The sequence below is a fragment of the Clostridium thailandense genome, assembly GCF_019207025.1.
GTDB classification, from domain to species: Bacteria; Bacillota; Clostridia; order Clostridiales; family Clostridiaceae; genus Clostridium_AM; species Clostridium_AM thailandense.
Genome location: NZ_JAEEGC010000026.1, coordinates 36,907 through 52,067, shown reverse-complemented (window position 1 = coordinate 52,067; position 15,161 = coordinate 36,907). Strand labels below are relative to the sequence as shown.

Genomic DNA, 15,161 nt, shown 5'->3' with positions numbered 1-15,161 from the left:
GTGTCAAATTATACTATTACTGCAATTGGAAATCAACAGTTTTTAATGAAAGTATAAACAAAATAGTGTAAATTTATTTGATTTTAAAAACCTAAGAGGAATTTAAGGAAAGATATAGAATAATATTGTCACAGGAGTTGTGTGTATTGAATTTAGATTAAATTAATAATTTTTGAAAGGAAAGAAGTGAATGTTTAAAAGAAGCTGTATATTTATTATAGGTTGTTTAATAATTAGCTTGTTATTTATACCAAGAAAGGTATATGCGGATACTATTCAAAAGAGATTTGGAGGCAGTGATAGGTATGCTACATCACTTAGTATATGCAAAAACAATTGGAACAAGTCAGATTATGCAGTTTTAGTTTCAGGAGAAAGTTTTGCAGATGCCATTTGTGCAACAACCTTAGCCAAAAAATTTGATGCGCCAATAATTTTAACTAACGGAAAAGTTTTAAGTAACGATATAAAGAATGAGCTAACCAGACTAAACGTGAGGAAGGTATTTATTATAGGGGCCTCAGGAGTTATATCGGAAGATATAGAAAGGCAGATATATGAGGCCAATATAGATTGTGAAAGAATATCAGGAAATGACAGATATGATACTAGCTTAAAGGTTGCACAGTATATAGGTATTAATAATGGAATAGTAATAGCATCAGGAGAAGACTTCCCGGATATATTATCCATAGCACCTATGGCTGCGATTAAAGGAATTCCTATATTATTAACAGACAAGCATAGTCTAAATGATAATATTAAATCTTATATTGGAAATAGTGTAATAGAGAAGTGTTATGTTCTTGGTGTTGACAGTACTGTAAGTGAAGATATTGCAAAATGCACAAGCAATTATAAAATTTTAAATGGTGTGGATAGATATGAAACCAATCAAAAAATAATTGATGAATTTTCTAATGATATAAATTTTGGCAGCGTATATGTGGCAACGGGAGAAGGTTTTGCAGATGCTTTATCTGGTTCAGCAGCGGCAGCAAAAATAAATTCACCAATTATATTCACAGACGGGAATGTATTACTTCTTAAAACCGTTCTTGCTTCAAAAATATCTTCGATAAATGAGATGCGAGTATTAGGTGGCGAAGAGATTATGCCAGATGAAGCGGTTCAAACTCTATTAAGTGATAAAAAAATAGTTAGATATACCTATGATGCAGAAAAAGTAAGCAGGATGTTACAAAATAATTTTGAAAGCGATGGAAGAAAAATAGTATTTCTTACTTTTGATGATGGACCATCTACTACAGTAACTCCTCAAATATTAGATATATTAAAAAATAATGATGTAAAAGCAACTTTCTTTTTACTTGGGTCTAATATTGAAGCTAATGAGGAAAGTAAGAAATTAGTTATCAGGATTTTACAAGATGGACATGCTATAGGTAACCATACTTATACCCATGAACTTAAAATTATATATCCTGGTAATAAAGTAGATTCGGATAAATATATGGAGGAAGTTAGGGAAACTAATAATGCAATAAGTAGTATTATTGGGGAGGAATTTAAAACAAGAATTACAAGAATGCCTGGAGGATATATGTCTAGGAAATATTATAACGATCCCAATTTAGGTACTTTTAACGCTGTATTAAGGGAAAACAATATGTATAGTATAGACTGGAATGCCTATGATGGAGATGCAGAAGGCGGACGAAAAAATGCAGAGCAATTGTTAGAAGAGGTAAGAAATACTGTTGGAAATAAAGAAAAGGTAATTTTACTAATGCACGATACCTATGGTAAGGAAGAAACAGCGAAAGCTTTGCCTAGAATTATACAATTTTTGAAAGACTATGGATATGAATTTAGAACAATAAAATAGACAAGTGCTTTATAAATGTTTAAATTAAGAGCATTGTTTGTATAGATAAACACGGCCGACACTTAACTTATGCGACCGGATAAGTTAAGTGTCTGGTGTTGGTATCTATAAAGTAATTATCGAGATATAAATTAATAATTGAAGAAGTTTTATTAGCAAAGAGAGTGAGAGTATATAATGTTAAGAAAGAAGTATTTATTATTAATAAGTTTTTTATTAAGCAGCTTTGTTTTTATGTCAATTAAGGTATCTGCAGCTCCATCCCAAAAAAGGTTTGGAGGAAGCGACAGATATGCTACTTCCATCAGCATATGTGAAAATAGCTGGGATAAATCAGATTATGCAGTTCTAGTTTCAGGAGAAGGTTTTGCAGATGCACTTTGCGCCGCCAGCTTAGCGAAAAAATATAATGCACCAGTTCTATTAACTAGTGGAAAAAGTTTAAGTGATGGTATAAAGAATCAGTTAGTTAGATTAGAAGTGAGACACTTATTCATAATAGGCGGAACCGGAGTTGTATCGAAGGATATAGAAAAACAATTGGATAGCATGAAAGTAAAATACGAAAGAATTTCCGGAAGTGATAGATATGATACAAGCTTAAAGGTTGCGCAGCTTATAGGGAGTGATAATGGAGTGGTAATAGCCTCAGGAGAGAGTTTTCCAGATGCTCTTTCAATAGCACCTATAGCAGCTGTAAAGGGGATGCCAATATTATTAACCAATAAATATGCTTTATCTTCAGGGGTAAAACAGTATCTTCAAAGCAGCAAAGGAAAATCCTATGTGACTGGTGGAATTGGTGTAATTGGAACTAATATAACTGATGAGCTTAATGATTTTAAGAGAATAGGAGGTATGGATAGATACGAGACTAATCAAAAGATAGTCGAAGAATTTTCAAATGAAATAAATTTTAATAGTATTTATATAAGTACAGGGGAAGGTTATGCAGATGCCTTATCTGGTTCTGTAGCAGCAGCAAAAGTAAATTCACCACTAATACTTACTAATGGCAACATATCAATTACTAAAACTGGATTTTATTCTAAAATACCTTCAGCAAGTGAGTTTAGAGTGCTAGGTGGTGAGGCAGTTGTGTCAAAGGAAGCAGTTGAAAATTTATTAGTTAATAAAGCAGAAAGCAGTTTTAAACTTGGAGATGACTTACTAATAAGTAAATACAGCAATTTAATAAAAGGAAAAAATGTAGGACTTGTTACCAACCAAACAGGGGTAAACAGTAGAGGAGTAAGTACTGTTGACATATTATCAAATTATGGCGATGCTAAACTTACAGCTCTTTTTGCTCCAGAACATGGCATTGATGGAAAGGCCAAGGCAGGAGATTATGTGAAATCTTATACTGATGAAAGATTAAAAATTCCTGTATATAGTCTTTATGGAGACACAAGAATGCCTACAGAGGATATGCTTTCAAAGGTAGATGTCTTAGTATTTGATATTCAAGATGTTGGGGCACGATCTTATACATATATATCTACATTAAATTATTGTATGAAAGCAGCAGCAAAATATAATAAGGAAATCGTAGTTTTAGACAGACCTAATCCATTGGGGGGAGAGGTTCTTGGAGGACCAGTATTAGAAGATAAATTTAAAAGCTTTGTAGGAATAGACAACATGCCGATGACCTACGGAATGACAGTAGGAGAATTAGGTCAGTTTTTTAATAGAAGCATATCAGCTAAACTTACAGTAGTACCTATGGAAGGATATAATAGAAAAATGATATTTCAGGATACTGGATTAAATTGGGTGCAAAGTTCTCCTTATATACCTAATATACAATCTGTTTTCTGTTATTCTTCAACTGGGCTTGGTGAAGGAACTACAGTATACCAAGATGATTATTTTACGTGGGTTGGTGGAAAGGGTATTAACTCTGATAAGTTTGCGGAATTATTAAATGAAGCTTCATTGCCAGGAGTTAGATTTAATGCATCTCCAAGAAACGGATTTGGTGGGGTAAAGCTCGAAATAACCGATTACCATACTTTTAACCCTGCAAGAACCGGAATATATGTGATAACTTATGCACATTCCTTAAATAACTTTAAAGTCCCTAAGAGCAAAGATACAATTGTTATGTTTGATAAAATAATGGGGACAGATAAGATTGGGCAATATCTGGAGTCAGGATATAGTCCTCAGCAAATTGAAACGGAATATAGTTCAGGACTTGAACAGTTTAAAGCAGAGAGAGTAAAATATCTAATATATAATTAGATTTGTATAACTATAGAAGAATATTACTCTAAGAAGAGAAGGGAACATTCATATCTAATAAAAGATGATAAAGATGTACCTTTCTTTTTTTACCATAAATTTAATGATATATCATTTTTAAAATCAGAAGGGCTTTCAATGCTTTTGTTTTCTATGGTAATAGTGTCAGTATCTATATTTAATAAATCGCCTTCTAGTGCTTCAATGGGAAGATTGACTTTTCTTATGGCTATTACACTAAGATCTTCTGTTTTGCAAATAGCACATATCCCTTCGAATTTTATTATTGTAGCTTTCATTAAAATCTCTCCTAAAACATACAACCAGTGTCTTATTTTGTAAATTAAATGTTTAATTTATTTAAAATATGCTGTAAATCTATTTTATACCATATTTCTGACAAAGTTCTGACAAAATAAGAAAATTAACATATAGTACATATAAATTTTTAAGAAAGTATTAATTTTAAGATTAAAATGTATAGGTGACAAATAGGAAAAGCAAAAAGAGTAGAACTATATAGAATCTATGCATGTGCAAAATGCTGCATAGATTTTATTTTTATGTAGGAATTTGTAATTAAATTGTTTATAATTATATTTAGGTTAAAAATTAAATATATAGGAGTTATAATATGAGCAGAAAAAATAATAATAGATTTAAGAATATGGTTATGGTTGTGATTACCTTGATATTTGCAGCACTAATTGGATTAGGAATTTATGCACATTATACAGCTAAATACAAGCATATAAATCTAAAAGAATTAAACACAAAGCTTTATATAGAAGCCGCAGACAATGTGAGTAAGGAAAAGCTTCAAACTAATTGGAAGTATATGGCAGCCATTGATGGGGTTAGATACAAAAATGATTTTTCTAAGGCTACTAGCAGCAATGTTAATCAGTTAGCTAATATGTTTTTAGAAAAAAATACTACATCTGTTAAGGTTAAAAATAGTGAATATAAATTAGTAGATTTAGATGAAGTGTTGAACAAGCTATCTTTTGACTCAAAACAACAGGCAAAAGTTCATAGTTATATAGAGGATTTAAAATATACAGGAACGTTAAAAAATAACTTAAATGATTCAGCTAAGCAAAAGTTTATTCAAGAATTATACCCAGGAGCTGTCCAAATTTATGAAAAATATAATGTTCTTCCTTCAATAATTATTTCCCAGGCCATATTAGAAAGTGGATGGGGAAAATCAGATCTAAGTGTAAAAGCAAATAATTTATTTGGAATAAAGGCAGATAGCAATTGGAAGGGCAAAAAGGTTAAGATGAATACCTCAGAATATTATGATAAAAAGATTGTTGATAATTTTCGGGTATATGATAATAAAGAACAGTCTCTAAAAGATTATGGGGAATTTCTTAAAAATAATAAAAGATATAAACAAAATGGAGTTTTCCAAGCGACTCAATACATTGCTCAGGCAAATGCCATAGAAAAGGCAGGGTATAGCACCGTAGAAAATAAAAATGGAGAACAAATTTATTCAGAATTATTAATTGGTATTATTAAAGACCAGAATCTTCAGCTTTTGGACTATCAGTGTGAGATGAGCTACCTTAAGGGGAATAAATAATATAGAGATATAAACGTAAATATGTTCTAAAATCCAATAAATTGGTTGAAAACGAGCCGAAATTTACCTTGATTTCTGTTGCTTTTATTAAATCCACTACTATAATATATGTATATAACAAATTATTAATATTATCCATCTAGGGATAGTTATATTTTCTGTATTGAAATCTATATAGACATATATTCATGAAAACTTAGCTATTCTACAAAAAATAACATATCAAATAGGATAAGCTGATTTTTAAGGTTATATGCATACAGGAGGTAGGAAAAAATGATAAAAGAATTTCTAAACGCAATAATTGGTGAACCATTACCTAATGAAAAAACATCTCATGAAAAATACAATGTCCCTTTTGGACTAGCGGTTATGGCTAGTGATGCTATATCTTCTGTAGCTTATGCAGCAGAAGAAATTTTAACCTTTCTTATTCCGGTTATAGGTTTAATGTCGTATATATGGCTGGGATGGATTTCTTTAATGATTATTGGATTATTGTTTATACTTACAATTTCCTATATTCAGATCATTAGAGCATATCCTCAAGGCGGAGGTGCTTATGTAGTTGCCAAAGAAAATATTGGAGTAAAGCCAGGTTTAGTAGCTGCTTCTTCATTGTTGGTTGACTATATACTTACAGTAGCTGTTAGTTCTAGTGCTGGTATAGCAGCTATAGTTTCAGCATTTCCAAGTCTTGCAGCACATAAAATTTTTTTGGTTATATCCATTATTATTATATTAACTATTTTAAATTTAAGAGGAGTAAGTGAATCATCTAAAATTTTTAGTATACCTACTTATATGTTTTTGTTTGGTATGCTTTTTATGATTATCTATGGATTAATAAAATGCGCTTTATATGGGGCGCCACCTGCAAATGTAATTAATGCACAGCTTAAGGTATCTGGTGAAATAAGCGTATATTTAATTTTAAGAGCATTTTCAAATGGATGTTCTGCTTTAACCGGTATTGAAGCTGTAAGTAATTCAGTGCCAAATTTTAAAGAACCCAGTCAAAAAAATGCTAAAACAGTTATGATTCTGTTATCTGCTTTAATATTTCTTATATTCGGAGGAACCTCATTATTAGCAAGATTCTATCATGCCATTCCAACAGCTGATTCTACGGTTCTTTCGCAAATTGCAACTGGCGTTTTTGGAAAAACCTTTATGTACTATTTTATACAATTGACAACTGCTATTATACTGTTTATGGCTTGCAATACTGCCTTTACAGGTTTTCCTATGTTAATGTATGTAGTAGGAAAAGATGGATTTGCGCCTAGACAGTTCACAGCTAGAGGAAAAAGATTAAGTTTTAGTACAGGAATTGTCTTTCTATCCTTTGTGGCAGGTATACTAGTACTTGCTTTTAATGCAGATGTCCATAATTTGATTCCACTGTATTCTGTGGGAGTTTTCTTATCTTTTACATTATCCCAATCTGGGATGGTAATACATTGGAAGAATAGTAATGAAAATGGTTGGGAAAAGCGTGCTGTTATAAATGGATTCGGAGCAATTATTGCAGCAGTTACTACTATAATTCTTATTTATGAAAAGTTCGCAGAAGGTGCATGGATAGTGATTATACTTATACCTATGCTTACCTTAGCTATGACAGCAATTAAAAAACATTATAATAAAGTGGCAGATAACTTGAGAATTACTGAAGATGAACTTGCAGATATTCATCTAGACAATCCTTTTGTTCATGTTATGATAGTGCCTATAGCAAGCTTAAATAGAGCTACAATAAATGCACTGCATTATGCAAGAAGTATTACACCGGATGTAATAGCACTAAATATTTCTTCAGATAAAGAAGCAATAGAAAAGCTTAAAAGGAAATGGGAGCTGTTGAATACAGATATACTCCTTGTTGCGAAATATTCTCCTTATAGAGCAGTAGTTACTCCTTTAATAGACTGTATTGGTAAAATAGCTGATGCAGCAGGAGAAAATGAGAGAATATCCGTTATATTACCAGAATTTAAGATTGATGAGTGGTGGGGTGAGGCACTGCATAATCATACTGGATTTTTTATAAGGGAAACCTTGCTTAGAAACAAAAATATTATTATTTCAACTTATCCTTACCATATGTATAAGAAATAATTATTTTGTGAGTGAACAGATATCAATATACTATTAAGTAATACAATTCTTAAAACTAGGGGCTGTTGCATTTACAAGGAACTACACTAGAAAGTAGAATTATACGTAGAGAGAGGTTACCAAAGCTGAAGGCACATATAAAAACTTTTTGATCAGTCTTAGCGAAGCATTTTAGAAAATCTTAGGACCTTTGATATGGTTAAAAGCCTAAATAGCTTTTAACGAGCGACTTATCAATGATAATTGATAAGTTGGTCCGTCTTGAGGCACGAGTTTATCAAAGGTTCTTAGATTTTAATGAAACTCCTCTTCCTTTCGTCAGATGAGTAAGCGACTATCACAAAATCAAAGATTTTGGATATCTGCTTAAATGCTGAGCTTTAGATTGATTAAAAGTTTTCATAGTGACGAAGCTTGGTAACCTCTCTCGGAGCATAATTCTACTTTCGGTCATGTTTGCTAAATGCAACAGCCCCTTAATATTTTTAACTTTCACTGGTTACAAATTTATTTACGTTAAAAAGAGAAGGAAATAATTTAATCCAAATTAGTACCACAATAATAGTGCCAATTCCTCCAAGAAGTGCAGCTGGTACAGTTCCGAAAAAAGAAGCTGTGATACCTGATTCGAATTCACCAAGTTGATTAGATGTACCGATAAATATCATGTTCACGGAACTTACTCGTCCTCTCATATTGTCAGGAGTCTCAAGTTGTACAAGAGTTGAACGTATAACAACACTTATAACATCTGATGCACCAAGTACAAAAAGTGCTAAAAAAGATACGATAACAGATTTTGATATTGCAAATATTATAGTAGATATTCCAAAAAATATTACTGCTATAAACATTGTTCTACCAACTTTCTCATTTAGTGGTCTTCTTGCAAGTACTGCTGACATTAATAATGCACCAACGGCTGGAGCAGATCTTAGGATGCCCAGCCCAAAAGAGCCAATATGAAGAATGTTGCTTGCATAGATTGGTAATAAAGCTGTGGCTCCACCAAATAGCACTGCAAATAAATCTAATGATATTGCTCCAAGTATTATAGGTCTACTTTTAATAAAACTTATTCCAGCAAAAAGTGATTTTAAATTTGCAGGTTCATTTTTCCTCTCTTCTTTGATTATAAGAATTTGAGACACTAATATACTTGATACTAATAACAAGGAGCCTACTATAGAGTAAATTAAGGTTGCTCCAAAATGATATAGTATACCGCCAACACCTGGACCTATTATAACTGCAAATTGGGAAGCAGAAGACATCAATGCTGATGCACTTGGAAAAATATCTTTTTCTACGATATTAGGAAGTAAAGCTTGCATTGGTGGTCCTTCAAAGGAATGAGCTACAGCTATGAGAAAAATTATTATTAAAAATCTTTCTTTAGTGATCCAACCACTATAGTTTCCAAAAGCTAAAACAAATATAGAAATACTTTCAGCTATTTGACTTATAGAGATTATTTTTCTACGATCATGTCTGTCTGATAGTTGTCCAACGAAAAGAGATAATAATAGCATTGGTAAAAATTGAACTAATCCAACAAGGCCAAGATAAAAAGCAGAATGAGTTAATGAATACATTTGCCAACCGATAGCTACTGTAAGCATCTGATATGCAAAATTAGTTGAAACCCTTGCTAGCATCAGAGAACGTAGAGACTTGTTTTTTAATAAACTCGAGGTTCTAACTGTGTCCATTATATTATGTTCAACACCTTTCTATAAATACAATTGCAAATATTTAAGTAACTATAGCTGATTTTGAAATGGAGCTGTTGCACTTATCTATATAGTTCAGCAACCTCGTTTCATAAGTTACTTCGAATTGTTTTTTTTTATTATATCTAATTTAAATGTAATTGTCCAAGTATTCTTAAAAAATAAGTATTATTGTTTATAAATTTCCGTAAATAAAAGCCATTCATATAAGGAAGTGTGTTTTCCTAGTTATGAATGGCTTTTATTTTTAGATAAGGCTTTTGAGTATTCTGCAAAAGCTTCATTATTTTACTTTAAATTTAGAAATTTCGTGAAAAAGATCCTGTACACTATTTTGAGATATTGAAGATTTGTCTACTACATCTGCTACTGCAGAAGTAATTGTTGAAACTTTTTCAGAGATATTAAACACTCCTTGAGCGCCTTCAGAAGTAGCTGAACTTACTCCATTTATAGAGTCACTTATGCTTTGAATAGATCTCTTTAGTTTTTCAGAAGATACAGCTAAGTTATTAGTAAGTTGGGAAAATATTAATGCATCATTGTCATATTGTTCTCCTGTATCTACAAGTTTTTTATAGTCATTAGTTACTTGATTTTGTATAAAGTCCAGCATTTCCTTTGAACTATCTTTTAGACTGTTAACTGCCTCAATAACAGTTTTTGTTACATTTTGTATTTCTATAGTTTGATTTTGAGAAGTTTCGGCAAGTTGTCTAATTTCATCAGCGACAACAGCAAATCCTTTTCCTGCCTCACCGGCTCTAGCGGCTTCAATAGCTGCATTTAAAGCCAGTAAGTTTGTTTGGGATGTTATCTGAAGTATTCCTTCAGTTAGAGTATTAATTTCAGTAACTGCGACACTTTTATCTAAGGCTAATTGCAATCTTTGATCTACTGATGTTTTTATGTTAACTGCCTTTTGCATGGCTTCAATTGCAGAAGATTTTAGATTCTCTGCACGTAATTTAACCTCTTTTGCTGATTTTGAACCAACATTTGATTCTTTTGACATATCTTCAATAGATTTATTTAATTCCTCTACTGAAGCATTAATTTCTTCCGATGAAGCTGCGGTTTCTTCCATTCCAGCAGAAAGTTCTTCAATTGTCGCAGAGATTTCATCAATTTGTTTTCCAAGAGTATCCATATTTCTATTTGATAAATTTACAACTTCATTTACTTTTGAAACTCCATCTAATACTTTACTTAATATTGTTCTGAAGGATTTTCTAGAAAAAGCTTCAGAGGCTATTATTAATCCAAACTCGTCTTTCTCTTCGACATATGATAAAAAACTTTTATCATATACTAAATCAAAATCTGCTGTTTTAGCTATAAGTTCTATTGATTTTTTTAGTCGTTTGTTTATATTAATAATTATAAATATAGCCATAATTAAAGATATCAATATTGATCCAACCAAAATTGCGAGAATTGAAGATTTAGTTGAAGATACTATATTATTACTATCTCCGATAATAGTAGTTCCGTAGGCATCAAAAATCTCTTCCATTTCATTTATTCTTTCCCTAGCTGAATCAAAGGTTTTCAAATATTCTTTTTTATCTTTTAAATTATTACTATTGGAATCAAATAAACTATACCAAGTTGAATAATCCTTATCAAAGGCTTCAAATAGCTGAGGTAAAGTCATATTTGAATCTTTGTGCTTTAAGTTTTCAAATCTTTTCTTGTCAGAATTTACTATTTTATAAGCTTCATGGACTCTGTCAATTGCTTGTTTTGAGTTTTCTTCATAGGTATCCTTTAATTTTTTTAATTCGATAGGATCAGTTATTTTCTCCATTTCGCTCTGAGCAGTTAAGGCTTGATAGAAATCTCTATCTGCATTTAATAACCAAGAATTACTTTTGCTACATTCAGTATATAAATTATTTATAAGTTTCTGTGAAGTTTTATTAATGCTAAATATTGAAATTGTAGATATAATAATTAAAGTTAAAATCGGAACTGAAATTAAGAGAGAGATCTTATAAGAAAGCTTTACATTATTGAATTTGTTGAATTTAACCATGGCAGCGTCCTCCTTGTGTCATAAAACTCTGCTCATTAAAGGCAGGCTTAATTTGTTGATAATTATAAATTCGGTTAATAGATAAAAAACTTAAGTTATACTAAAGCTTTGGATAAAAATACTGTATGTTGAATTTCTATAAATTGGGGTTGAGAATTACTATTTACATTCTATGTTTTGTATATTTTTCCTCTTAATACAAAAAAATAAACACAAGTTTTATACTAGTGCTTATTTTTATATTTATATTAATTAAGAGGACTATTACAATTTTCTCTAAGTTTTGTTAACTTAGGACAATTATTATTATAAATGTAAATTGTTACAATATTGTGTAATGTTTATTAACTAATTATTTATATTTTGAAAACAGTTTGTAAAATAATAGGATGATTTAACAAAAAAGCGAAACAATCAATCAGTTAAATGACACTGATTGGAGGTTAAGTAAATTCATAAATAAATATTTTAAATGTCGAAAAATAATACTTGAAATATGTCAAAAAAAATATATAATAATAAATATCAATAGACAGTATTTTTTGTTTAACGGATTATTCAAATAGCAATTGTCTATTGTCTGAAATATAAATCCATTTACCCCTATTAATATCCCCTTCAAAGGTACAATTAAATTTGTACCTATTTTTTTTATTATTTGTATTGACATTAACGTTACGTAAAGGTTTATATTTATCTTATCAGGAGGTGGAAAGATGGAATACACAGTGCAGAAGTTAGCAAATCTAGCAGGAGTTAGCACAAGAACCCTCAGATATTATGATGAAATAGGACTCCTTAAGCCGGCAAGGATTAGTTCATCAGGGTATCGTATCTATGGCAAAAATGAGATTGATAAGTTACAACTTATACTCTTTTACAGAGAATTAGGTATAAATTTAGAAAGTATACAAGACATTATAACTTCATCTTCCTTTGAGCGGAGTAAGGCATTGAAAGAACATCACCAGAAGCTTCTTGGTAAAAGAAAGCAACTAGATTTATTAATTGCGAATGTAGATAAAACAATTAAGTCAATAGAAGGAGGTATTACAATGAGTGATAGAGAAAAGTTTGAAGGATTTAAGAAAAAGCTGATAGATGATAATGAAAAAAAATACGGTAAAGAAATTCGAGAGAAGTATGGGGAGGAGGCTGTTAATATATCAAATAGCAAGATTAAAAATATGACACAAGAAGAATATGCTAGAGTTACTAGAATTGAAAAGGATATGTTTGAAGCTCTGGAGACAGCATTTGAAACTGGTGATGCAGCAAGTGAATTAGCTAAGAAGGCTGCAGATTTGCATAGGCAATGGATAAGTTTTTATTGGGATACTTATACAAAGGAAGCACATGCTGGAGTTGCTAGAATGTATGTTGATGATGAAAGATTCAAAGCCTATTATGATAAGGAGAAACCTGGAATAGCTGAATTCTTAAGAGATGCTATTTTGATTTATACAGGAATAAAATTATAAATAGTTCACTTAGATACCTTTGATTTTTAGGTAAAGGATTTTTATAAGACATGAGTATGAGGTTTTTGGTATAATGTATGAGTGTCCAGAAGGATGTAAAAATATTATATAAAAAAAGTATATAATGGACTAAAGTAAATAGGGCGTTGCATTTACAAAGAGCTATATCTGACAGTAGAATTCTATTGTCAGTCATGTTTGTCTAAATGCAACGTCCCCATTTATTTTAAAATCTAGCAGTTTTCTATGTTCTGCTTAGAAATAAGCTTTTCTAAGCAAGCTTTGCCGCCGGGACAGCTTTCGATATGTTCTTTAATGTTCTCAGCAAGTTCTACAGAGGTAACACCAATACTTTCAAATATAGAACCTATTTTGATTAAACGCTCAATTCTTTCAGCTTCAATTTTATTTTCCATAATAATCCCCCGAAAATTTGTTTTCTTATATTATATCATAGAGAGTTTTAACAAGGTACTTAAATATTTATAGATTATGTGTAATTAAAAATAATCTTATAGTAGATTTATAAAGATCATATTATTAACATAGATGAAGGGATTCTTTATGGAATACGAAAATTTTTATTTATGGAGTACTATTTCATCTTCATTACAAATAATATTTTTAACAGCAGATACCCTAAATTTTGTTGAATTAGAGTCTGTAGTAACGGCAGCACTTACAGCTCCAGTTTGAAAATTCCCAAATTGCTTTTCAATATCCTTAAGATTAGGGACTGCTTGCCTTAATGAATTATAAAGTAAATCTCTCGAATTCTGATCTTTAAATTGTATATTTTCACTTTTATTAGTCTGTCTAGAGGAATTTACTCCAGGAAAATCAAAAGCAAGTTCATTGTATATTCTACCTGTTTTGTTATATTCTATAGTGTATTCATTAGAATTGCCTTTTTGATTTGTAGAGGTAACCTTAAACTTTTCACCATTAAAGTCAAATTTCATTGGCAATTTATTTTTATCTATTTTTATCTATTTTATATAGATTTGGATTACTAAAATTGGCCTGTATGCCAATTAGTTTTATTCCTATCTCATTTAAAGGTTTATAATATATTGAGTTGAAAGTTTGTGTTCCAGTAGTGCTTCCATCGTCATTGCTGCAGCCATCGAGCCATTGGTTCGTTGCATATTCATTACCTAATCTTATAGAAAATATAGGCTCCATACCTTTTATGTCTTTATCCTTTGGCACAAAACTATAATCAAAACTACTTTTTAAAATGCTTATTTTAAGTGAATTAAGTTTAAGTATACCTATGTCAAAAGAGTATTCTTTATTTATAGGTATAACTTTAATTTGCTGCATAGGTATCTGCATTTTTAAAGTCCAGTTAACATTTAGATTACTGTTGTTATTTATAAGTGAACTAACTTTATCAATAAGGTTCTTAGATTTTTCATCACTTACTACTAAGTTATTTATCTTTATGGACACAGGGTTATTTTTTATATAATTTACAACACCATCATTCATATCAATACAAAAAGCTTTTTCTTTATTATTTGAACTTAAATTTGGACGGGTATATCCCCAAATGTACCCTGAGTCTTTTATAAATTCCTTGCCATCTTTGTCACAAAAGCTTATTTCATTAATAGAATATTTTGGATTGGATACAGAATATATAATTTAAGATATCTAAATGCAATTATATCTCTTTCATCTTTTCTAAGTTTAGAGAGCAATTCTTCTATAAGGATTCTATCATCAATGAATTGATAGGAAAATTCATCTCTCACTTGATTTATTGTATCGTCAGATGGAATAGTTATTTTGCTTTTTATATTCTTTCTACATATATTTATGAGTATGGAAATAAACCAACAATAAAATTTTTCTTCATTTTTTAACTGTTTTAGCTTGTCAAAAGCTTTTATGGAGGCTTCAGATATACAATCTTCAGCATCGTAGGAGTTTTTTGTATAGGAAAAAGAAATATTATAAATAAGAACTTCTTTTTCTCTTAGAAGTGACATAAATGAAGAAATGTCACCAGCTTTACTTTTTTGAACAAGTTCCTGTATATTGTACATTTTTTACCTTCTTTCAGTGCTGCAGCATTTTGTTTTTACAT

The 15,161-nt window shown here is 30.6% G+C and carries 12 protein-coding genes; 5 read left to right on the top strand and 7 right to left on the bottom strand.

Features of this window, described 5'->3' with window-relative positions; genetic code table 11:
• The first annotated feature begins 190 nt into the window (after positions 1-190).
• Both I6U48_RS06200 and I6U48_RS06195 read left to right on the top strand, forming a co-directional pair.
• Positions 191-1,849, top strand: a complete 1,659-nt coding sequence (locus tag I6U48_RS06200; protein WP_218319543.1) for a cell wall-binding repeat-containing protein — start codon at positions 191-193, stop codon at positions 1,847-1,849.
• Positions 1,850-2,026: 177 nt separating this feature from the next.
• Positions 2,027-4,099, top strand: coding sequence for an exo-beta-N-acetylmuramidase NamZ domain-containing protein (locus I6U48_RS06195; RefSeq protein WP_218319542.1), 2,073 nt, complete (start codon positions 2,027-2,029; stop codon positions 4,097-4,099).
• A gap of 89 nt (positions 4,100-4,188) precedes the next feature.
• Here the strand turns inward: I6U48_RS06195 and I6U48_RS06190 are convergent, their stop codons facing one another.
• Complete coding sequence (locus tag I6U48_RS06190; protein ID WP_218319541.1) at positions 4,189-4,398, bottom strand: DUF3006 domain-containing protein; 210 nt, start codon at positions 4,396-4,398, stop codon at positions 4,189-4,191.
• A gap of 335 nt (positions 4,399-4,733) precedes the next feature.
• Here I6U48_RS06190 and I6U48_RS06185 point away from each other — a divergent pair, with 335 nt between their 5' ends.
• A complete protein-coding gene (locus I6U48_RS06185; RefSeq protein ID WP_218319540.1) occupies positions 4,734-5,693 on the top strand; it encodes a glycoside hydrolase family 73 protein in 960 nt (319 codons plus the stop codon).
• Between the two features lie 276 nt (positions 5,694-5,969).
• Positions 5,970-7,814, top strand: a complete 1,845-nt coding sequence (locus tag I6U48_RS06180; RefSeq protein ID WP_218319539.1) for an APC family permease — start codon at positions 5,970-5,972, stop codon at positions 7,812-7,814.
• 485 nt (positions 7,815-8,299) lie between these two features.
• On the opposite strand, the gene I6U48_RS06175 is transcribed toward I6U48_RS06180, so the two are convergent.
• Together I6U48_RS06175 and I6U48_RS06170 are read right to left on the bottom strand one after the other, a co-directional pair.
• Positions 8,300-9,526: an MFS transporter gene (locus I6U48_RS06175; protein ID WP_218319538.1), complete on the bottom strand. Its 1,227-nt coding sequence runs from the start codon at positions 9,524-9,526 to the stop codon at positions 8,300-8,302.
• Positions 9,527-9,830: 304 nt separating this feature from the next.
• Positions 9,831-11,585, bottom strand: coding sequence for a methyl-accepting chemotaxis protein (locus tag I6U48_RS06170; RefSeq protein ID WP_218319537.1), 1,755 nt, complete (start codon positions 11,583-11,585; stop codon positions 9,831-9,833).
• 716 nt (positions 11,586-12,301) lie between these two features.
• On the opposite strand from I6U48_RS06170, the gene I6U48_RS06165 reads away from it, so the two are divergent.
• Entirely contained in the window at positions 12,302-13,066 is a 765-nt protein-coding gene (locus tag I6U48_RS06165) for a MerR family transcriptional regulator (RefSeq protein ID WP_218319536.1), read from the top strand.
• 233 nt (positions 13,067-13,299) lie between these two features.
• Here the strand turns inward: I6U48_RS06165 and I6U48_RS06160 are convergent, their stop codons facing one another.
• From I6U48_RS06160 to I6U48_RS06145, 4 genes are all read right to left on the bottom strand, one after another.
• The gene (locus tag I6U48_RS06160) at positions 13,300-13,482 is read right to left on the bottom strand and encodes a hypothetical protein (RefSeq protein WP_218319535.1); all 183 of its coding nucleotides are present in this window, start codon (positions 13,480-13,482) and stop codon (positions 13,300-13,302) included.
• Between the two features lie 165 nt (positions 13,483-13,647).
• Positions 13,648-14,034 carry a hypothetical protein gene (locus tag I6U48_RS06155; RefSeq protein WP_218319534.1) on the bottom strand — a complete coding sequence of 129 codons (387 nt, stop codon included), beginning with the start codon at positions 14,032-14,034 and terminating at the stop codon, positions 13,648-13,650.
• Between the two features lie 7 nt (positions 14,035-14,041).
• Positions 14,042-14,560 carry a hypothetical protein gene (locus tag I6U48_RS06150; RefSeq protein ID WP_218319533.1) on the bottom strand — a complete coding sequence of 173 codons (519 nt, stop codon included), beginning with the start codon at positions 14,558-14,560 and terminating at the stop codon, positions 14,042-14,044.
• A gap of 110 nt (positions 14,561-14,670) precedes the next feature.
• Complete coding sequence (locus tag I6U48_RS06145) at positions 14,671-15,120, bottom strand: RNA polymerase sigma factor (RefSeq protein ID WP_218319532.1); 450 nt, start codon at positions 15,118-15,120, stop codon at positions 14,671-14,673.
• Positions 15,121-15,161 lie beyond the last annotated feature (41 nt).